Source organism: Pseudomonas sp. Y5-11, from assembly GCF_022368695.1.
Classification (GTDB): domain Bacteria; phylum Pseudomonadota; class Gammaproteobacteria; order Pseudomonadales; family Pseudomonadaceae; genus Aquipseudomonas; species Aquipseudomonas parakoreensis.
In genome coordinates this window covers 3788545-3808807 of sequence record NZ_CP058974.1, presented here as the reverse complement: position 1 = coordinate 3808807, position 20263 = coordinate 3788545, and the positions used below count along the sequence as shown (strand labels likewise).

The window sequence follows — 20263 nt, the reverse complement described above, 5'->3', positions numbered from 1 at the left end:
GATCAAAAGATCGCAGCCTTCGGCAGCTCCTACAGGGATTACAGTTCAGCCAGTCCTTGCTCAATGTAGGAGCTGCCGCAGGCTGCGATCTTTTGCTCTGCTTAAAGCGCCTACAGGATTTTCAGTGTTACTGGGTTTTCGGGCCTTGTCCGAACGCCTCATCCACCCGCGCCAGGTCCTGTTCGTTCAAGGTCCCCGCGTAGTAATGCAGCTTGGTCCAGGCCATCAGATAGTCATAGCGCGCCTGAGCCAGATCGCGGCGGGTGGTAAACAGTTGCTGTTCGGCGTTCAGCGCATCGAGGTTCGTCCGTTCACCGCCAAGAATGCTTTGCTTGGTTGACACCACCAGCGCTTCAGCCGACGCCAGTGCCTTCTGATAGGCACGCAATTTGTTGACGCCCGACAGGCAGGCGCTGAACTGGCGGCGCAGTTCGATCAAGGTTTCGCGGGTCTTGCCGTCGAGTTCGTATTCCGCCTGCTCCATGGTGCGGCTGGCCTGGCGGGTCGAGGCCGACACCCCGCCACCGGCATACAGTGGAACGTTGACTTCAAAGCCGATGGTGTTGGTGTCATAGCGCTGGTTATAGGTGTTGCCGCTGTCCGATTCAGTCTTGCGGATCGACGCATAGGCACTGACTTTCGGCAGGTGCCCGGCGCGGTTGCGCTCGACTTCGTACTTGGCCACTTCTACCGCTTGCCGTTGCGACGCCAGATTGGGGTTGTTGCTGATCGCCAGCTCATGCCAGGTGTCGTAGTTGGCCGGCATCAACGCGAAGGTCTGGAAGTTCTGATCCAGTTGTGCCAGCTCGCTGATATCCACCGTCTGCACGCCAACCAGCGCGCCCAGTTCACGCAGCGCGGCGTCCTGCTCGTTGCGCGCCTCGATCTCTTCGGCGGTCGCCAGTTCGTAGCGCGACTCGGCTTCCAGAATGTCGGTGCGCGTGCCCTCGCCCTGCTTGAACATGTGTTCGTTCTGCTGGAACTGTTGCTCGTAAGCCTTCTTCTTGGCCTGGGCGATGTCGATCTGATCCTGGGCGAACAAGGCCTTGGTGTAGTTGTCCAGCACCCGTACCAGCAGCTCCTGACTCTTGCCGCGAAACGCCTCGTCGGCGAACAGCGCCTGCGCCACGCCTTTGCGATACGCCGCATAAGCTTCGTAGTCGAGCAACGGTTGCTGCAAGGTCAGGGTCGAGCCGTAGCTGTTGTAGTTGCGGTCTTCGGTCAGGTTGCCGCGAGCGGTCAGTTGCGTGGCCTTCGAGGTGTTGTGACCCCGGTTGTAGTTGTAACCCAGTCTTGGTAACAGTCCGGCGCGGCCGATGATGCGGTTTTCCAGGCCCGCGTCGCGCTCCTTGATCGCGCCGAGGAACACCGGATCGTTGCGCAATGCCTGTTCGTAGACCTCGAATGGCCCCATGGCCGCCAGTGCGCTGTTTCCTGCGAGCAGCGCGAACGCCGCCCCCAACATCGAAAGCTTATTCATACAGCCGAACATCCTTATTCTTCGGTCAACGCGGAGCCGGCCCGATCGAGCAGCGGTTTGAACAGGTAGTTGAGCAGTGAACGTTCGCCCGTGCGCACGAACATTTCCGCCGGCATACCGGGCTTGATCACCAGACCGTGGAGTTTTTCCATCGCCTGATCACTGACGCTGCTGCGCAACACGTAGTACGGCACGCCGGTTTTCTCGTCGACCATCTGGTCGGCGGAAATCAGGCTGACCTCACCCGGCACGCGCGGGGTCTTGCTCTGGTTGAACGCGGTGAACAGGATATCGACCGGCAGATGCGTGCCGACCTTGTCGATCAGATTGATCGGCAAGTGCCCTTCGACTTCCAGGGTGGTGCCTTGCGGGACGATCTCCAGCAAGGTTTCGCCTTGACGCACCACGGCGCCTTCGGTGTGCACGCCAAGGTTGACCGCCACGCCATCGGCGGTGGCGAGGATCTCGCTGTGCTGCAGGTCGAAACCGGCGGAAGTCAGTTGCTCGGACAGGGTCACGCTTTTGAGCTGTGCGTCGGCCAGTTGCGTGCGCACTTCCTTCTGATATTCCTCGCCATGCTGTTGCAGCTTCAGCCGCGATTCGAGGATGCCCTGCTCCACCCGGCCGCTTTCACCGGTGTTTTCCGCCAGTTGCTGCTGCACTTGCGACAGCTGCCGCTGGTACTCCATCAAGCGGTTGCGCGGGATGTAGCCGTTGTCCGCTAGCGGCTGCAGGTTGCTCAGTTGCTGCTGCAGCGAATCGGCCTGGGCGTTGAGGTCGGTGCGGGCGCGACGCATGCCCGCCAGTTGCGCGGTGGCACCTTCGATGCTGGCGCGCAGGCCGGCCTGCTCGCGGTAAAACGCTTCACGGCGGCTGCTGAACAGTTGACGCTGGCCTTCAAGAACCAGCGCCAGACGCGGATCCGGATCATTGCTCAACTCTGCCGGAAAGGTCACCTGCTTGAGGTTATCGCGCTCGGCCTGCCAGCGTGCGAGGCTGGCCCAGGCCATGCGGTACTGGGCTTGCAGCGACTGCACGTCGGCCGCGACCTGGGTCTGGTCGAGGCGGAACAGCGGCTGGCCCTGTTTGACGATCTCGCCTTCGCGCACCAGAATCCGGCTGACCACGCCGGCACTCATTGACTGCACGGCTTTGCGCTTGCCCGACACCACCACGGTGCCCTGCACCGGAATGCCTTGATCCAGCGGCGCCAGGGCGGCCCAGGTGAAGAAACTGCCGGCGCCGACGATGGCCAGAATCCAGCCCATGCGCGCGAAGAATTTCGCATCGCGCTCCGGGCGCTCGGTGACGTATGCGTGTTCCATGGAGGCTTCGTTTTCAGTGTTCATGCTGGCGCTGCTCATACACCCGAATTCCTTGTCGTGGGCTGGTACTGCCGGCTCATGCTGAGCCCGCCCGGTGCCTGCGCAGATTTTTCCCGTGATTGTTCCTGAGCGCCGGACAGCGCCTTGAGTACGTCCTGACTGTTGCCGAATGCCTGCAGACGACCGTCGTTGAGCACCAGCAACTTGTCGGCCTGGGCCAATACCGAAGAGCGGTGTGTGACCAGCACCACGGTAGTGCCCTTGGCCTTGAGCTGGGCGATGGCGCTGGCCAGCGCAGCCTCACCGACGGTGTCGAGATTGGAGTTCGGCTCATCCAGCACCACCAGGCTCGGGTCGCCATACAGGGCGCGCGCCAATGCGACACGTTGTTTCTGGCCGCCGGACAGACCGCTGCCGTCCTCGCCCAACTGTGTGTCATAACCTTGCGGCATCCGCAGAATCATCTCGTGCACGCCAGCCTGTTGCGCGGCAGCCACGACCTTTTCCGGGTTGGCTTCACTGAACCGGGCAATGTTTTCGGCGATGCTGCCGCTGAACAGTTCGATGTCCTGTGGCAGGTAGCCGATATAGGGGCCGAGCTCATCGCGGTTCCAGCGATGGATGTCGGCACCGTCCAGGCGCACCGTGCCACCCAGGGTCGGCCACACGCCAACCAGCACTCGGGCCAGGGTCGACTTGCCGGACCCGGAAGCACCGAGCACGCCCAGCACTTCGCCCGCGCCAATCGCGAAGTTGACCATGTGCAGGGTCGCCGCGCGTTGCCCCGGTGGGCCGGCACTGACTTGTTCAAAGGCAATCTGGCCCTTTGGCGCAGGCAACGCCATGGCCTCGTCGCTCGGCGGGAACGCCTGCAGCAAGGCATCCAGACGGCGGTAGGCGAGCTTCGCCCCGCTCCACTGTTTCCAGACGGCGATCAACTGATCGATCGGGCTCAGCACCCGGCCCATCAGGATCGAACCGGCGATCATCATCCCGGCCGTCATGTCGCCCTTGATCACCAGCAACGCGCCGAGCCCCAGCACCAGCGATTGCAGGCACAGGCGCAGGGTCTTGCTGATCGAGCTGATCACCGCACCGGTATCGCTGGCCTGATTCTGCAGACCGAGGAAGCGCGAATGCACGCCGAACCAGCGCTTGCGCAACGCACCAAGCATGCCCATGGCCTGAATGGTTTCCGCGTTGTGCAGGTGACTGGTCGCCAGTTGGCTGGACTTCTGCGAGTAACCGGCAGCTTCGCCCAGCGGCTTCTTGGTCATGTATTCGTTGAGGCACGCCAGCGCGATCAGCAGCAGCGCACCCGCCGTGGCGAGGACCCCGAGCCAGACGTTGAACAGGTAAATCACGAACAGATAGACCGGGAACCACGGCGCGTCGAAAAACGCGAACAGGGCTGGCCCGGTGACAAATTGGCGAATGTGGGTCAGGTCGCCCAGCGATTGCCCGGCGTTACCCTCGCCTTTGAACAGGTTGCGTTCGAACGCCGCCTGATACACCCGCAGGTTGAAGCGGCGCTCCAGTTGGCTGCCGATGCGGATTACGATGAAGCTGCGCACCACTTCCAGCATGCCGATGAAGGCGAAAAAGCCGACCACCATCAAGGACAACATCGCCAGGGTGGTTTCGTTCTGCGAAGACAGCACGCGGTCGTAGACCTGCAGCATATAAATGGAGGGCACCAGCATCAGCACGTTAATCAGTGCGGTAAAGCACCCGACGCTGATCAGAATGCTTTTATAGTCACCCAAAGCCTTGAATAAGGGAGCGGTGGCTGGGGCCTTCGCCATCTTCATTGATTATTCCTGAATGTAATCCCCGCCATTCTTTGGCGAGACGCTTCTATTAATTATCCGTGCACAGACCGGACGGGTTCTTGCAACTTGCACTTACACTTCAATAACAACTTTCAACAGTTCAACGCCACTCGTTGCATTGAGCTGTTGCTTATAACTGCAACATCAAACCTTATAGTCAACGGTTCAGTCGGTGCCGTTGTTCACAGCTGCGGTGTATGGCGCGTCAGCGTAATCACCAGTCCCGACTTCAAAGTGCTCAGATAAAGCCCATCACGTTGTCGGCTGAAGAACTGGATTCTTGAACCCTCCTTGCCGGTAATCGACAGGCCGTCCGGATCAGGAAACCAGCCGACTGGCGCTTGCTCAAGCCATGCCCCCAGGCATTCGGCGCCCTTGCCCAGTGTCTGGTTGGGTTCCAGATCGATCAGACAGGTGTTCGAGGGTTTATCCTGCAATGCCTGCGCCTCTGGGGCGTCATCGGGCGCAGTCAGAATCGCCTGCCACTGCCCGGCGAACACGGAGGGGTCTTCCAGTCTGAGGCTGCTTGCCATGGTTGCTTCTCCAGAAATCATGATCAGCGCCGCCGAAAGCCACGCCATTCCCTTGTAGGTAAAAACTTTACGGATCATCAGAAAATTCGCTCCGGCACCTAGCCTTGCCCAGCCATCAACACGATGCAAGCAAAGAAAGCGACGCATGAAGCGCCGCTTTCCCGTTTACATCACGCCACGATGTCGCTGGTCGCTGCCTGGCCAACGGTGCTGACCTGGAAGTCCGCCACGCCGTGCCCGGAGAAGTCCACCGACAACAGGCTGTTGCCGCCCGACGAGGTCAGGATCGCGTCGCCGGCCGAACCGGTGAAGCTGCTGACAAAGTGCAGGCCGGACCCGTTGGTGATGGCGCTCAGGTCGATTTTGTCCAGACCGCTGACGAAATCGAGGATCTGGTCGATTGCACCCGGCTTGGAGTCGGAGCTGGAGGCGAACACGAAAGTGTCCGAACCCGAACCGCCCCACAGTTTGTCCGCACCACCGGCGCCGTAGATGATGTCGTTGCCGGCACCGCCCTTGAGCTCGTTGGACGCACTGTTACCGATCAGCAGGTCGTTGCCCGAGCCGCCGATGGCGTTCTCGATGGTCACGCCCTTGGCGATGGATACGTTACCGATCATGCCGCCCACGTCGGAGAACGAGGCTTCATTGAGGTTGATCTTCTGGTTCTGGGTGAAACCCGAGAAGTCGAAGGTGTCCTTGCCGCCCGCATCCCACACCGAGAACACCAGCTTGTCGCTCGACGACGAGGCGCTGAGGAAATCGCGACCGGCGTTGGAGTTGAAGCCGTAGGTCGTATCACCGGTACGGGTGGTCAGGTTGGCGCCGTACAGCTTCTGGATCGCGGCAATGTCGTCCATCAGCGGGCCGGAGGCATAGGCTTCCACACCGCCCTTGCTGAAGTTCTGGGCGGTGTTGCTTTCACTCCAGTAACTCATGAGGCTGTAACCGCGGGTGTCTTGCCCGTAGGAAGCATCCTTGTAAGTCGGGTTGCCTTCGCCGGCGTTGTAGTCGCCAGGGTGAGACAGGCCCAGGGTGTGGCCGATTTCGTGCGTCAGGGTCTGACGCCCGTAGTTGTTCAGACCCGGGGTTTTGTTGACGTCGTAGCCACTGCCGGTCAGATACCAGGACTGACCGTCATAACCTGGCTCGGTGCCTGGCAGGAACGCAAACGCCGCCGCGCCTTCCTGGCCGCCGCTGTAGTTGCCGAAGGTCATGTGACCGTCGCCACCACGGGAAGCTTCGGTGAACGTCACGTTGGCGACATCCGCCCAGGATTGCATGGCGAGCACCGCCTGGGCTTTTTGCAGGGCACTGAACTGACTGAAACCGGTGACGCCCAGGCCGCTGAAGTTAGCGGTTTTGGCGGTCAGAAAGGTGTAGGTCAGTTCGATCTTGCCGCTGTTGTCGAGGTCGTGCCAGGAGGCTCCGTCTCGCAGCAGTTGGGTGGCGGCTTGATCCACCGAGAAGGAGGGTTTGCCATTGACCGTGAGGTTGCCGCCACGATCATATTGATGGCTGAAGCTATTGATCTGGTTCCAGGCGGAGCTGGTTGCCGCCAGAGCCTGCACTGCGCCTACCGGCACGAATGTGTCTGCAGTGATATCAATAGCGTTAGCTTTTACTTTCGACATAAACACACTTCCTTGTTTAGCAATGGAACAGTTTTTGTCAGATAGCGACGATCCCTGGCGAGATCGTCCTATCACTCGCCCAATGAAGGCGTAACGAACCTGACACAATTTGAAATCATACGTCTAGCCTTTTTTTGAGATCAAATTGCACTGTTGCGCAAAACTACCGTAAACAAAGCCTGCGGGGTCGAAAGATTGTTTTACCCGGTTTCACCGCCTCCAATTGTCTGACGATTTTCTATTTAAATATTAAATATTGGTAAGTTGTTTTTTGTTAGACGCGTCTCACTTTCCTGCACTCTATTAGTGCGATGCCAGTGTATTGATATCAACTATTTAATAACGCCTGATACCCCTGTCCCTGTAGGAGCTGTCGAGTGGAACGAGGCTGCGATCTTTGCATTTGAAGATCTAAAGATCGCAGCCTTCGGCAGCTCCTACAGGGTTTGGGGTGGGTTAGCTACCAGTACGAATCTTGTTCCAGACACGGGTGCGGATCCGGTCGATGTTCAGCGGCATGGCTTCCAGCGCAAACAGCTTGCCCATCATCTCCGGGCTCGGATAAACCTTGGTGTCACTTTTGATGGCCGGGTCGATCAGGCCGTCGGCCTGCTGGTTGCCATTGGCGTAGTGCACGTAATTGCTGATGCTGGCCATCACGTCCGGGCGCAGCAGGTAGTTCATGAACGCGTAACCGGCCTTCTCGTCCGGCGCATCGGCGGGCATGGCGACCATGTCGAACCAGATTGCCGCGCCCTCCTTGGGAATCGCGTATCCAATGTCGATGCCGTTCTTCGCTTCTTTGGCGCGGTTTTCCGCTTGCAGGATGTCGCCGGAAAAACCGACCGCCACGCAGATATCGCCATTGGCCAGGTCACTGGTGTATTTCGAGGAATGGAAGTAGCTGACATACGGCCGCACTTTCATCAGCAGTGCTTCGGCTTTCTTGTAGTCCTCGGGGTTCTTGCTATGCGGTGGCAAACCCAGGTAGTTGAGTGCCGCCGGCAGCAGTTCCGGGCCGTTATCAAGGATCGCCACGCCGCACTTCTGCAGTTTTTCCATGTACTCGGGTTTGAAGATCAGGTCCCAGGAATCCACCGGCGCGTTGTCGCCCAGTACCGCTTTGACCTTGGCGACGTTGTAGCCGATGCCGGTGCTGCCCCACAGGTACGGAAAGCCGTGCTCGTTGTTCGGGTCATTGACCTGCAAGGCCTTGAGCAATACCGGATTGAGGTTCTTCCAGTTCGGCAACTGGCTCTTGTCGAGCTTCTTCAGCGCCCCGCCCTGGATCTGCCGCGCCATGAAGTGGTTGGACGGGAACACCACGTCATACCCGGATTTGCCGGTCATCAACTTGCCGTCGAGGGTTTCGTTGCTGTCGTAGACGTCGTAGGTGACGCCAATGCCGGTGTCTTTCTGAAAGTTTTTCGTGGTATCCGGCGCGATGTAATCGGACCAGTTGTAAATCTTCACCGTTTCAGCGGCATGGCTAATGGAGGCAGCCAGCAGCAGCGGCGCCAGAGCGAGGGTTTTCTGGATCATGGGGGTCGATTCCTGTAGTGGCTATTTTTGTTGGCAGGCAATCAAAGGATCAAACAATCAGAAAATAAGGACGTAGGTCTTGCGCACGGTCTCCTGGATATCCCAGATGCCGAGCGTGTTGCCCGGCAACATCAGTGCGTCGCCACCTTGTATGTGCAGGGTTTCACCGCCGTTGTCCGGGGTGAACGTGCAACGCCCGGAGATGAAATGGCAGAACTCTTGCGCGGTGATCTGCCGGCGCCAGCGCCCCGGGGTGCATTCCCAGACGCCGGTTTCAACGCCGTCGTCGCGCTCGACGCTGGTGGTCGAGGCCATCGCGACCGGCTCGCCGATCGGCACGGCGACCGGGTTGGATTGGTCCAGTTGCAGGCTGGCGGTGTTCTTGAACTGCGTAATGCTCATGGTGAGACCTGTCTTGTGAAGAAAACGGCGGTTAGTGCATGAAACCTTCCATGAAGCCCGCGACCTGACTGGCGAGCTTGCGCCGCCACGGTGCGGTGGCCGGATTGGCCAGGGTCTGGTCTTCGTGGACAAAACTTTTGATGATCGCGTTGTAACCGAGCCAGCGGCACGGTTCCGGCTCCCAGGCGCGCAACGCATGAATCCCGCCGTCTGGCAGCACCCACGGCTGCTGCGCAAGTTCGGTGTCGCGCTCCAGAATCAGATCGGCCAGGGTGCGGCCGCCAAGGTTGCTGGCACCCACGCCCTCCCCGCCATAACCGCCGGACAGCGCGATGCCATTGGCCCGATCGCAAAGCATGTGCGGCTTGAAATGCCGCGACATGCCGAGGTTGCCGCCCCAGGCGTGGGTGATTTGCACGTGTTTCAGTTGCGGGAACAGCTCACCGAACAGATAACGCCGCAGTTCGACTTCATCGCGGGTCAGATCGAAGTTGTGGCGCAACTTGCCGGCGAACTGGTAGCCGCCGCGAGCGCCGAAGATCAGGCGGTTATCGGCACTGCGCTGACCATAAGTGACCTGACGGCTGAACTCGCTGAAGGCCTGGCCACGGTTGAGGCCGATTTCATCCCAGGTCGCAGCCGACAGTGGTTCGGTGGCGACAATCAGACTTTGCACCGGCAACTGATAGCGACCCAGCGGCGGCAGCGTCACCGAATAGCCTTCAACGGCCGGCACGATCCAGCGGCTGCGCACACTGGCCCTGGCCGTGCGCAAACTACCGGACTGCCAGTGCGTGACCGGGCTGTTTTCGTAGATCTTCACGCCCATGTTCTGCACGGTACGCGCCAGACCGCGCACCAGTTTCGCCGGGTGAATCGTCGCCACGTGCGGCGCATAGATGCCGCCGTAGGGTTTCGCCACGCGAATCTGTTGCGCCAGTTGTTCGGGGCTCAGCCAGCGGTAATCGTTGTCGGTCAGGCCTTGGGCGTGCAGCTTGTCGAGGTATTCGCGCAGGCTGGCTTCCTGTTCCGGGTAGCGAGCGGCGCAGTACAGCACCCCGCCCTTGCGGTAATCGCAGTCGATGCCCTCACGTTCGAGGACAACTTCCACTTCATCGGGGATGCTGTGCAGCAGATCAAAAGAGGCGCGGCGTTGTTGTGGCGAGAGGCCGGCGAGCAGTCGATCCTCGCCCAGCAGATTGCCCATCAGCCAGCCACCATTGCGCCCGGACGCACCGAAACCGGCGGTTTGCGCCTCGATGATGGCGATATCCAGACCCGGCGCGAGTTTCTTCAGGTAGTACGCGGTCCACAGCCCGGTATAACCGGCGCCGATGATGGCCACGTCGACATCCAGATCCTGTTCCAGCGCCGGCCGCGCGATCAGCGGCTCGTCGAGTTGATCCATCCACAAACTGATAGTGCGCCACGCCGGCATGCAAGACTCCGCCACTGAAAACCTTCGATGGCGTCGATCCTAGTGCGAGTCTTCAACGGCTGTCTTGCGCGCGTGCCCGCAAAGAAATTTGTTTGGCGTAGGCCTTCGGCGACTGGCCGGTGTGCTGGCGAAAGCAACTGTAGAACGCCGACAGCGAGTTGAAACCGGCAGCAAATGCCAGTTCATCGATACGCAGCGGTGGCGTGGCGTGATCCAGTGACTTGAGCAAATGCTGCAGGCGCGCGTGGTTGACGTATCGATAGAAGCTCTGCCCCAGCACCTGATTGAGCAGGTAGGAAATCTGATTGCGGCTGTACCCGCACTCCTTCGCCACCCGTTGCAGATCCAGCTCGGGATCGAGGTAAGGCTGTTGCCGTTCGAAATATTGCTGCAGGTCTTCGGCCATGAAACTGATCTGGCGCGGTGACAGGCCCAGTCGACTCACCGCCGGACGCTGGCTGGGGGCGACGGTGCCACTGTTTGGCGTGCGAACCAGCGAGGCGTATTCGTTGACCCGCCAGATCAGGCCGTCCTTCACTGTGATCGCTTCACTGGAACGGAACGACACCAGTCCGTCGCCACCGCGCAAGGTCACTTCGTACTGAATGTAGGCAGTGTTGCCATCCACGCGGATCCGGTCGCAATGCTCCAGCGCTTCGTCGGATTCTCGCGGCATGCTGACACGCACGTACTCACGCAACTCATCAAAGCCGAGCACCCGGTTCTGAAAGAAATCGTTGTATTGGACGTCCGGGTGGTACAGCGCCATGACGCTGTCCAGGTCGCGATGTTTCCAGCTCAAGTGATAGCGCATGACCGTAGCGGCCGTGGCCGGGGTCTGTTCTGGGCCGTCGTCGTCGACATGCATAAAGGGCTCTGCGCAAAAGCACCGAGCTTGCCCAACTTCATCCAGACGATCAATCAGTAAACCGTAGTGGCCTTTTGGCGAAGAGTGAATGAGGCGTGGCTTACATCAAAAAATGCGCAGCAATCGCAAAATGAACTGAAAAAGCTCACGGAAAATTCACATGCGGATGCTACTTTTAATGTCACTGACCGGTTGAGCCAATGAAGGCTCTTCCCACCTAGCATGAGCAAAAGGAATCGCTCGATGAAGAAGGCGGGCAACACATGAATAAAGGTTCCAGTAAAGTCACCTTCCCAAACGCGTGCCAGTTGATGCGCTGGCATTTTCATCCAATGGGTTTTGAAGCGACGATGGATGCGCCGGGCAGCATGATTGCCCGACTGTTCGATCGTGCCAGCGGTGAAACCATGATCGCCATCGCCGGCATTCCCTGCGCCACGGTGATGAACGCGGCCGATGTCGAACGAATCATTGAAGCCGTGGAAGACGAACTGGAGACTTTCATTCCTCCAGAGTCTCTCAAGAGTTACGCTTAACCTTTTGTTTTTATTGAAAAAGCCCGCCAATTCCGGCGGGCTTTTTTGTGCGTGAGCGTGTGGGCGTGCATCACGCGGTTTGCGGCTGCTTACGATGATCGACGAAGAATGCCTTGTCTTGGGCCACCCGGTCAGACGCTCTCGGCATATTGACTGACTGAGTGTCCTGCGGCTCGACGTACCAATAGCAATGGCTGACCGCCCGGGTGATGCCGACGTAGGCCAGCCGCAATATTTCGTCCTTCTGCGCCGTGTCATAGGGCTCACTGTCGCCAGCCTTGCCCAGGCCGGCCATGCGATACACCTGGTTCTTGTACGGAGAACTGGTCAGGTGCTGGCAGTCACCCAGCAGAAACACCGCATCGGCTTGCAGTCCCTTGGCACTGTGGTAAGTCAGCTGTTTCAGGCGTCGCGCTTCGTACGGCAAGCTCGAATCAACATTAACTACAGACTGAATATGCTGTTCAATCAACGACTTATCGCTACCTTTTCGATACAGCATCAAGATTGAATCGCCGCGATTATAGTGTTCGGCCAAGCGCTGCCCCAAAGCCTGATCATCGCGCTCCAGCACGCTCACCGGCCACAAGGCCTTGGGGGCGCCGCTGGCTTTGGCTTTTTTGCCCGGGATTGCCGGCGCCGCACGGACGATGTGTTCAGCGGCATCGATGATGTGTTGATGACTGCGGTAATTGTCGCTGAGCATCACCCGTGTAGTGCCCGGTGAAGGGAATTCCTTGTTGAATTCCATGAAATAGCTCGGCGAACTGCCACGCCAGCCGTAGATCGACTGGCAGTCATCGCCCACACACAGCAACGACGAACGCTGTGCGCCCCGCCCAACATGCATCGCCGGGCCACGACTGCGGATTTCCGCCAGACTGGCACGGATCCAGGAGACGATTTGCGGCGAAACGTCCTGAAACTCGTCGATCATCAAGTGCGACATGGGGCGCAGCAGCTCGTCACTGAGCAGTTTGAGGTTCTCTGGCGAATGTTCGCTGAACAGCGCAAACATCCGGTTATAGGTCATCACCGGCGGCTTCTGATCGAGCAAATGATCTTCCAGGGCACGCCAGAACAGGCTCAGCGCCTCGAAGAAGAACCGGTCCGGATCGTCCTTGGCAAAACTCATCCGGCCGACAGCGTCCGGCACGTCCAGCCCGAGGTTTTCGATGAAGCCGGCCGCCGCGACAAAGCAGTCCAGCAGCGGCGCCGAAACCAGCTCACCTTTGACCTTGTAATCGAAGCCTGGACCGGCGCTCGCGTCGCCTGCCAACGTCGACAAGACCCGCTTCGAAGCTTCGTAACTATCCAACCAAATCAATGGCTTACGACAGAAAGCTTGAAACAGGGTGCGCTTGACTGCCCACTCGGCGCGCACTCCGAGCCTGGCGTTGGGTCGGCAGATCTGCGGGTTTTCCCGAGGATCGAACCCGAGCATCACCCAGGCATCGAGGCTGGGAATGTAGCCATGGCAGTGAAAGGTCGAACCGTTGATCTCGAACGTCTGCCGGCCGGGCTCAATGCCTTTGATCGGCCAGGCGCCTGCGCGAAACCACAAGTCTTCGATGGCATCGCACAGCTCTTCATCGCGCTTGGCCGCCAACTCTGTCACCGCCATGCGCTTTTGCACGTCCGGGTGATCGCGTTCCAGCTCCTTGAGCTGCAAACCCGCCTTGGCCAACGGCTGAATGAGCTGACGGAAACGCTCGTCTTCCGTGAACAACCGGTGGTAACAGGCATTGAGCTGGCGGCGCTGAGCGTCGTTGATCCGCAAATCGAACGGATTGCTGTCGACCTCTTCGTCAGCACCCTGAATTCGGTCGCTGAGGTTCTCGAACGCCTGCAAGCGCTCAAATCCCGGCAGACTGCGCACCATCGGCAGAATCCGCGAGTGAAAGGTGCGCACCAGTTCCCGCGCCTGTTTCAGGCTCAGGGCCAAGCCCCAGAGCGCAAACAATTCGATCAGTTTGTTGATGAAGTCCTTGCGCGACTCGCGGGTGAAGGTCACCACGGTCATCGAATCAAGTTCAAAGCCCAGGTAGTGAGTGAGCAACACAAGCCTTAGCACCAGCGTCGTCGATTTGCCCGCTCCGGCACCGGCAATCACCGAGGTCGAAGGCGTATCACTGAAAATCATTTTCCATTGCGCGGCGCTTGGCTGAGCATGTTCGGGCAGCAAGCGCGCCACATCGGCCTTCATACGCTTCTTCAGCTCGGCACTGAGGGGCAGGCGCCAGTCGTCGAACAAATGATTGTCCACGTTCGGCGGACGATGTTCGGTGCTGCGACTGTCACGAATCAACAGCACTTGCCGACCCTCCTCCAGGCCTTCGAGTTTGCCCTCCTTGAAGCCGTACTCCACACCAGCGGTGTGGCCACTGCGAAAGCCGTCAGCCTGACCATGCAACCATGACGCGCGGTGTTGAGCGCGCAAGCGCGTCAGGCCGTGGCCGAAGAAACGCGCGGCCAGACGCTTGAACCATGGCATCTCGGCCAGTGGACGGAGTTCGGGAGGCAGATCGGGAGTGTGTTGCGCCACGCTGAGGGGCTCCAGTGTGTGAGGCTGTTGGGGGCTATGGTGTCTTTATTTGCCCCTGAGTTCTAGCGAAATGCTTACAGCTCATAGGTTTAGGCGATGAAATGAAAGTGGGGTGAGACCGTTTCGAACCCGCTTCCCATCAACGGATTCGATGAGAATGCCGCACTTTTTACGCTTTTTATCGATGATTGACTGATGGATGATGCTCGTCATTAACCGACGGTCTCGCTTCGTGGCTCTGGCGTTACGCCCCATGACGGACCTTTTGAGGAGACGATCATGCTTGAACTCAGACCTTTCAACACGCTGGGCGGCGCTCATCACGGCTGGCTGGATGCCCATCACCACTTTTCGTTCGCCGAATACTACGACCCGCAACGCATGAACTGGGGCAATCTGCGGGTGTGGAATGACGACGTCATCGCCGCCGGCACCGGGTTCCCGTTACATCCGCACCGCGACATGGAAATCATCACCTACGTGCGTGAAGGTGCGATTACCCATCAGGACAACCTTGGCAACAAGGGCCGGACCGAAGCCGGCGACGTACAGGTCATGAGCGCCGGTACCGGCATTGCGCACAGTGAGTACAACCTGGAAGACAAAGAGACCCGAATCTTTCAGATCTGGATTCTGCCGACGGAAACCGGGGCGCCGCCATCGTGGGGTGCCAAACCGTTCCCCAAAGGTCAGCGCGAAGGCTTTGTCACCCTGGCCAGCGGCAAAGAAGGCGATGATCAGAGCTTGCGCATTCGCGCCGATGCGCGACTGGTCGCAGCCAACCTCAAGGCGGGCGAAACAGCTGAATATCAACTGGATGCAGGACGCCGTGCGTATCTGGTGCCCGCCACCGGCCTGATTGAAGTCAATGGCTTGCGTGCACAAGCTCGAGATGGCGTTGCCGTCGAGCATGAATCAGTACTGAGGGTGACAGCGCTCGAAGACAGCGAAGTCGTTTTGGTGGATCTGGCTTGATCGGCTGATTTGCGGGCAAAAAAAGGGCGACCATTACAGTCGCCCTTTTTTTGTAGCGAGGGGATTCATCCCCGATAGGCCGCAAAGCGGCCGTCTTTTCAATGGAGCGGACTGCTACGCAGTCCATCGGGGATAAATCCCCTCACCACAGGAAGAACTCACCTCCCTGAAGATCACTTGGTGCTGATTGCGCCATCCACCAGCGTTTGCGCTTCAGCCACCAGTTGCTTCAGGTGGTCGTCGCCAATGAAGCTTTCGGCGTAGATCTTGTAGATGTCTTCGGTGCCGGAAGGACGTGCAGCGAACCAACCGTTTTCGGTCATCACCTTCAAACCGCCGATGGCCTGATCGTTGCCCGGCGCATGGCTGAGAATGCTCTGAATCTTCTCGCCCGCCAGTTCGGTCGACGTCACTTGCTCCGGCGACAGTTTGCTCAGCAGGGCTTTCTGCTCAGGGTTGGCCTTGGCATCGACGCGCACCGAGAACGGTTCGCCCAGCTCATCGGTCAGAGCGTGATAGACCTGGCTTGGGTCACGACCGGTACGCGCAGTCATTTCAGCCGCCAGCAGAGCTGGAATCAGGCCGTCCTTGTCGGTGCTCCAGACGCCGCCATCCTTGCGCAGGAACGAAGCGCCGGCACTCTCCTCGCCACCAAAACCCAATGAGCCGTCGAACAGTCCATCGGCAAACCATTTGAAGCCGACCGGGACTTCATACAAGCGCCGACCCAGGCGCTTGGCCACACGATCAATCAGGCCACTGCTGACCACGGTTTTACCCACGGCAGCGTCGGCGCGCCATTGCGGGCGGTTCTGGAACAGATAATCGATGGATACCGCCAGATAGTTGTTCGGTGCCAGCAGACCGCCTGAAGGCGTAACAATGCCATGACGGTCGTGATCCGGGTCGCAGGCGAACGCCACGTCGTAACGTTCCTTGAGACCGATCAAACCTTGCATCGCATGGCTGGACGATGGGTCCATGCGAATCTGACCGTCCCAATCGACCGTCATGAAACGGAACGTCGAATCGACCTGTTTGTTAACAACGTCCAGATCAAGACGATAATGCTCGGCAATTGCCGACCAGTAACGCACCCCTGCTCCACCCAGCGGATCGACACCCAGGCGCAATTTGGCGCCACGAATGGCATCGAAGTCGATCACGTTGATCAGGTCGGCGACGTAGGTGTTGAGGTAGTCATGGCGGTGCGTGGTGCTCGCCTTGAGCGCCTGCTCGTAGCTGATGCGTTTGACACCCGCCAGCTTGTTGGCCAGCAGTTCATTGGCTTTGGCTTCGATCCACTTGGTGATATGGGTGTCGGCCGGGCCGCCATTGGTAGGGTTGTATTTGTAGCCACCACTTTGTGGCGGGTTGTGCGACGGCGTGATGACGATGCCATCGGCCAGGCCAGAAGTACGGCCACGGTTGTAGCAGAGAATTGCATGCGAAACCGCCGGCGTCGGCGTGTATTCGTCACCTTCGGCGATCATCACGGTCACGCCGTTGGCTGCCAGCACCTCCAGCGCACTGGCTCCGGCGGGGGTCGACAGTGCGTGAGTGTCGATACCGACAAACAACGGGCCATCAATGCCCTGTGCTTCGCGGTACAGGCAGATCGCCTGGCTGATCGCCAGAACGTGCCACTCATTGAAGCTCAGGTCAAAGGAGCTGCCCCGATGCCCGGAAGTACCAAACGCCACACGCTGGGTGGAAATCGAAGCGTCCGGTTGGCCGGTGTAATAAGCCGTTACCAGTCGCGGGATGTCGACCAACAATTCTGCCGGTGCCGGTTTGCCCGCAAAAGGACTGATAGTCATGCAAAACCTCTGAAATAGAGTGGTTCAGGAAATACAGCGCAGTTTACTGGCAGTTTGACCGCAGCGCGACGGGATCTATCCGACGCTTTCCAACGTTCATTCCACAGCAGCCAGGCGCAATGCATCCCCGAGCATTGCAATCGCCCCGCTCAAGCCGGTTTCCCCCTGATCCAGTAGATTCAGACGCAGATGCCGACGGTGCAAACCCTGCAAACTGAACAGCTCTCCCGGCGCGATCAGAACCTGCTGTCTGAGCAGGCGCTGAAATACATCGCGCATGTCCACCGGACGCTTTGCTCGCACCCAGACGGTTGCACCGCCCTGCGGCTCAACGACCTGCAGTGCATCGCTCAAGCGCTCGCGCAGCAAGTGGATCATGGGCGCCCGACGCTCCCTGAGCAGCCGACGAAGGACATGCAGATGCTGATCGATCCGACCGTTTCCATACAGTCGAGCGATCGCTTTCTGGCGGATGGGTGACAGTCGGAACGAACGCATCAGGAAATGCCGCAGTAGTTCGCTCTTCCATTGGCGCGACAACACAACCCCGTAAGGTGCTTCGATCCCCATGAATTTCTCGAACGTGGAGAAAACCATCAGCCGTTCGGGATCCAGCAAGTCACGCAGGCACCCGCCGTCCATTGCTTCGCTGAGTTCACCATAACAATCGTTTTCCAGCACCCAGGTGCCGTGCTTGACAAGCAACCCGGCGATGCGGCTGCGATTATCTGCAGGAACCTGTGTGCCACGCGGCATGCACAACCCCGAAGAAAGCACAATCAACCTGACATCTTCAGTATTGAGCAGCGCTTCCAGGCGCTGCGGTTCCAGCCCGCCGCAGGCCTGCAGCGGCAATTCGATTACGCGTACCTCTGCAGCCTGAAGCAGCCGCAGTATGACCCAGTCGCAGGGCGACTCGACCAGGACCGTTGCATGTTTCAGCTTCAGAACGGCAACCAGAATTTCCAGCACCCCGCGCAGATCCGCACCGATGTAGACATCTTCGGCGTGCCAGCACTGCTGCGGTGAAGTGGTATAGCGGGCTGCCACGACTCCGCGTAATTCAAGCTCGCCGCAAGGCTGGTCAACCAGCGTTGATTGCCGGGGATATTGCCGCAGCAGTTCGCGTTCGAGTAAGAGCAACGGGCTGTCCAGCGATTGCACGGAGACCGGGTCTTCGGCGCTCAACAGCCGCATTCCCGGGCGCCGCGTATTGATGTAGAGCGTTTCAAGCAGGTCATTGCCAATAACTGGAGACGACAGCCCTGCTGATGCCCGTGCGTAATACCCGGACTTGGCAACTGAATAGACCCGCCCTTCCTTCTCCAGCAACGAATAAGCGTATTGAATGGTCGAAATCGACACGTTCAGACGCTCTGCCAGCTGACGCAGCGAAGGTAGCTTGGTGTTGTCATCACCAGCCGTCTCCGCCATCAATCGCATCAGGTAACGATAGACGGCCTGATAAGCGAAACCAGGCTCTCGTACAACCCTCATGATCCCGATGCCGGGACGACGGGGGTCCTGAAAGATGCATCGCTCACCTCAGCGCTCCGCTGACCGGCTACTCACACCGGTGTCGGCATTACCAGCATCCGCCGCCTCTCCTGCCGACCGGCCAGCACCACGGATCGGCAACGGCTCCATGGCATAGAGATGACCGATCAGACTGACTGGCAGCCCACTGACATCCGTCATCCATTGCAACACTTGCTCGGGGCCGTGCAGCCCTTGCATTGCCCGGTGCAAATCGGGCAATGCCACCAACATGCCGGGATGACAACTGCGCAGAAACCGCTCAAGCCCGGCCCCCCGTTCGATGAACGGCGTGAACAGCAAACACACCCATTGCGCTTCGTTAAGACCGTAGGTCTGGTGCAGAGCTGTTGCCGCCTCTTCACGCAACTTCTCAGTCTGCTGTAACCCTAGCCTCGCGATCATCTGTTCACAAACCGGATCCGGCACCTGCATTTGCTGCATTCTTACCAGCATGCGCTGAACATGTTCCGCAAAACCGCATTCATAACCGCTTCCGTCAATATACTCGGCCTCAAGACCGCGAAGATGAGCCTCAATCAAAGGATCGGCGTATTCACCTTCGCCCTGATGAAACACCCATTCCTCCGCCTGAAACCCGAGAAACTCGCTAAGCAACGGCCAGCGCTCCTCCAGCTTGCCCACTGCCATGTCGTGAATATCGAGGAATGTAGTGCGACGGCACGACTCGAATCCGTCTTCGGGACGCCAGCGCAATAGTTCGGATTCGGCGTAAAGACCGCGATACAGATCCCCCCCCAGGCCGTCGAGAATCGCGAACAAATCATCGAATGAGACGGCATTGGATGGCGGAGCCTCCAGGCCGGCTTTCTGCACCGCTCGCGCGAGATCATTGATGAATTGCTTCTGGCGCCGCGGCGACTCACTGGCAACCCAGGCGTCAACTCCATTGTTCCAGCGGGCAATCTGGCCGCAAAACTCGGCCCGCGCCAGGCAAACGTCGTCCCACAATTCAAGCTGCTCGTCCCTCGCCCGGCGGTGCCCCATCATCAATAGATTGATGCGATTGGCGTCCGCACTCTCCTTGTCAGGTGATTTCAGGTGATTGAACGGCAGTACTTGACGGTGATCCACCATCAGCAATTCGACCCGCGGGTCATCGTAAAGAAACAGTGCAGCAAAGCTGCGATGCAGATTGTCGAGTGGGGCACCGCCCATGCCGCCGCTGCGCAGGATGGCGACACGCAACTTGAAAGTGGCCGGGGCGCGGCCGGCGATACTCAGTTGAGCGGCACGCAGCAACGCCAGGGTATAGCAGCTGTCGCGAGTACCGGAGGGGGTCACCAGAACCTTGTAGTCACCCATGCGTTCCGCTCCGCCGGCGGCGACCATCAGCCGCTGGATCAGGAGCTGCAGTGCAGTCCGTTCGGCTCTGGAAAAGAAACTCAGCAAACGTTGCAGTACTTGCTGGTAGACATAGTTCATTGCCTGATCATGGATCGTGCTCATCAGTACTTTACCCGGCGTAAAAAATTCATATCGCGCATCAATGAAGACACTGGCGCGATAAATTCATCAATAAGTAATAGACGATCAAATACTAACACTTATGATTTTGAAGTTATTTGAAACACATGTACCCAAGATGCTGGCAGAGACACCATCAAAAGTGACGCAAGCCATTGTTTACATTGGGTTTTATCTGATAGAAAAATATCTGAGGAAACTTCTTACAACGTCCCACGAACTTTGAGTACAAGAAAAGCAGAACGACGATAGGAAAGACCCTACACCGATTAAACAGAAACCGACGCATCGTTCGCGAGATAAAATTAA

At 58.7% G+C, this 20263-nt stretch carries 15 protein-coding genes; 2 read left to right on the top strand and 13 right to left on the bottom strand.

What is annotated here, in order from left to right:
* Window positions 1-127: 127 nt before the first annotated feature.
* The 9 genes from HXW87_RS16785 to HXW87_RS16745 form a co-directional block, all read right to left on the bottom strand.
* Window positions 128-1492: a TolC family outer membrane protein gene (locus HXW87_RS16785; protein ID WP_239776732.1), complete on the bottom strand. Its 1365-nt coding sequence runs from the start codon at window positions 1490-1492 to the stop codon at window positions 128-130.
* A 2-nt stretch (window positions 1493-1494) separates the two neighbouring features.
* Window positions 1495-2844, bottom strand: coding sequence for an HlyD family type I secretion periplasmic adaptor subunit (locus HXW87_RS16780; RefSeq protein WP_007963525.1), 1350 nt, complete (start codon window positions 2842-2844; stop codon window positions 1495-1497).
* On the bottom strand, window positions 2841-4616 hold the full coding sequence (locus HXW87_RS16775) for a type I secretion system permease/ATPase (RefSeq protein WP_047294551.1): 1776 nt from the start codon (window positions 4614-4616) through the stop codon (window positions 2841-2843). Before HXW87_RS16775 ends, HXW87_RS16780 begins: the two co-directional genes overlap by 4 nt.
* Window positions 4617-4819: 203 nt before the next feature.
* Window positions 4820-5248 carry an AprI/Inh family metalloprotease inhibitor gene (locus HXW87_RS16770; protein WP_152620430.1) on the bottom strand — a complete coding sequence of 143 codons (429 nt, stop codon included), beginning with the start codon at window positions 5246-5248 and terminating at the stop codon, window positions 4820-4822.
* 92 nt (window positions 5249-5340) lie between these two features.
* Window positions 5341-6804, bottom strand: a complete 1464-nt coding sequence (locus tag HXW87_RS16765; RefSeq protein WP_182401270.1) for a serralysin family metalloprotease — start codon at window positions 6802-6804, stop codon at window positions 5341-5343.
* A gap of 456 nt (window positions 6805-7260) precedes the next feature.
* Window positions 7261-8346, bottom strand: a complete 1086-nt coding sequence (locus HXW87_RS16760) for a polyamine ABC transporter substrate-binding protein (RefSeq protein ID WP_047294555.1) — start codon at window positions 8344-8346, stop codon at window positions 7261-7263.
* Window positions 8347-8403: 57 nt separating this feature from the next.
* Complete coding sequence (locus HXW87_RS16755; RefSeq protein ID WP_182401272.1) at window positions 8404-8748, bottom strand: cupin domain-containing protein; 345 nt, start codon at window positions 8746-8748, stop codon at window positions 8404-8406.
* Window positions 8749-8779: 31 nt separating this feature from the next.
* Window positions 8780-10186, bottom strand: a complete 1407-nt coding sequence (locus HXW87_RS16750; RefSeq protein WP_182401274.1) for an FAD-dependent oxidoreductase — start codon at window positions 10184-10186, stop codon at window positions 8780-8782.
* 52 nt (window positions 10187-10238) lie between these two features.
* Complete coding sequence (locus HXW87_RS16745; protein WP_239776721.1) at window positions 10239-11054, bottom strand: helix-turn-helix domain-containing protein; 816 nt, start codon at window positions 11052-11054, stop codon at window positions 10239-10241.
* A 263-nt stretch (window positions 11055-11317) separates the two neighbouring features.
* Between HXW87_RS16745 and HXW87_RS16740 the strand changes: the two genes are divergently transcribed.
* Window positions 11318-11590, top strand: coding sequence for a DUF1652 domain-containing protein (locus tag HXW87_RS16740; RefSeq protein WP_047294563.1), 273 nt, complete (start codon window positions 11318-11320; stop codon window positions 11588-11590).
* A gap of 70 nt (window positions 11591-11660) precedes the next feature.
* On the opposite strand, the gene HXW87_RS16735 is transcribed toward HXW87_RS16740, so the two are convergent.
* The gene (locus tag HXW87_RS16735; protein ID WP_239776719.1) at window positions 11661-14135 is read right to left on the bottom strand and encodes a UvrD-helicase domain-containing protein; all 2475 of its coding nucleotides are present in this window, start codon (window positions 14133-14135) and stop codon (window positions 11661-11663) included.
* Window positions 14136-14414: 279 nt separating this feature from the next.
* Here HXW87_RS16735 and HXW87_RS16730 point away from each other — a divergent pair, with 279 nt between their 5' ends.
* Window positions 14415-15110: a pirin family protein gene (locus tag HXW87_RS16730; protein WP_182401278.1), complete on the top strand. Its 696-nt coding sequence runs from the start codon at window positions 14415-14417 to the stop codon at window positions 15108-15110.
* 173 nt (window positions 15111-15283) lie between these two features.
* Here HXW87_RS16730 and pgm read toward each other — a convergent pair whose 3' ends face one another.
* The 3 genes from pgm to HXW87_RS16715 form a co-directional block, all read right to left on the bottom strand.
* The gene (pgm, locus tag HXW87_RS16725) at window positions 15284-16930 is read right to left on the bottom strand and encodes a phosphoglucomutase (alpha-D-glucose-1,6-bisphosphate-dependent) (protein ID WP_182401280.1); all 1647 of its coding nucleotides are present in this window, start codon (window positions 16928-16930) and stop codon (window positions 15284-15286) included.
* A gap of 96 nt (window positions 16931-17026) precedes the next feature.
* Window positions 17027-18427, bottom strand: a complete 1401-nt coding sequence (locus HXW87_RS16720) for a PLP-dependent aminotransferase family protein (RefSeq protein WP_182401282.1) — start codon at window positions 18425-18427, stop codon at window positions 17027-17029.
* Window positions 18428-18475: 48 nt separating this feature from the next.
* The gene (locus HXW87_RS16715; RefSeq protein ID WP_239776708.1) at window positions 18476-19936 is read right to left on the bottom strand and encodes a hypothetical protein; all 1461 of its coding nucleotides are present in this window, start codon (window positions 19934-19936) and stop codon (window positions 18476-18478) included.
* Window positions 19937-20263: the final 327 nt, after the last annotated feature.

Coding starts and splice junctions, on each gene's coding strand:
- HXW87_RS16785 (WP_239776732.1), bottom strand. CDS start 1,492: ATGTTCGGCTGTATGAATAAGCTTTCGATGTTGGGGGCGGCGTTCGCG.
- HXW87_RS16780 (WP_007963525.1), bottom strand. CDS start 2,844: ATGAGCAGCGCCAGCATGAACACTGAAAACGAAGCCTCCATGGAACAC.
- HXW87_RS16775 (WP_047294551.1), bottom strand. CDS start 4,616: ATGAAGATGGCGAAGGCCCCAGCCACCGCTCCCTTATTCAAGGCTTTG.
- HXW87_RS16770 (WP_152620430.1), bottom strand. CDS start 5,248: ATGATCCGTAAAGTTTTTACCTACAAGGGAATGGCGTGGCTTTCGGCG.
- HXW87_RS16765 (WP_182401270.1), bottom strand. CDS start 6,804: ATGTCGAAAGTAAAAGCTAACGCTATTGATATCACTGCAGACACATTC.
- HXW87_RS16760 (WP_047294555.1), bottom strand. CDS start 8,346: ATGATCCAGAAAACCCTCGCTCTGGCGCCGCTGCTGCTGGCTGCCTCC.
- HXW87_RS16755 (WP_182401272.1), bottom strand. CDS start 8,748: ATGAGCATTACGCAGTTCAAGAACACCGCCAGCCTGCAACTGGACCAA.
- HXW87_RS16750 (WP_182401274.1), bottom strand. CDS start 10,186: ATGCCGGCGTGGCGCACTATCAGTTTGTGGATGGATCAACTCGACGAG.
- HXW87_RS16745 (WP_239776721.1), bottom strand. CDS start 11,054: ATGCATGTCGACGACGACGGCCCAGAACAGACCCCGGCCACGGCCGCT.
- HXW87_RS16740 (WP_047294563.1), top strand. CDS start 11,318: ATGAATAAAGGTTCCAGTAAAGTCACCTTCCCAAACGCGTGCCAGTTG.
- HXW87_RS16730 (WP_182401278.1), top strand. CDS start 14,415: ATGCTTGAACTCAGACCTTTCAACACGCTGGGCGGCGCTCATCACGGC.
- pgm (WP_182401280.1), bottom strand. CDS start 16,930: ATGACTATCAGTCCTTTTGCGGGCAAACCGGCACCGGCAGAATTGTTG.
- HXW87_RS16720 (WP_182401282.1), bottom strand. CDS start 18,427: ATGAGGGTTGTACGAGAGCCTGGTTTCGCTTATCAGGCCGTCTATCGT.
- HXW87_RS16715 (WP_239776708.1), bottom strand. CDS start 19,936: ATGAGCACGATCCATGATCAGGCAATGAACTATGTCTACCAGCAAGTA.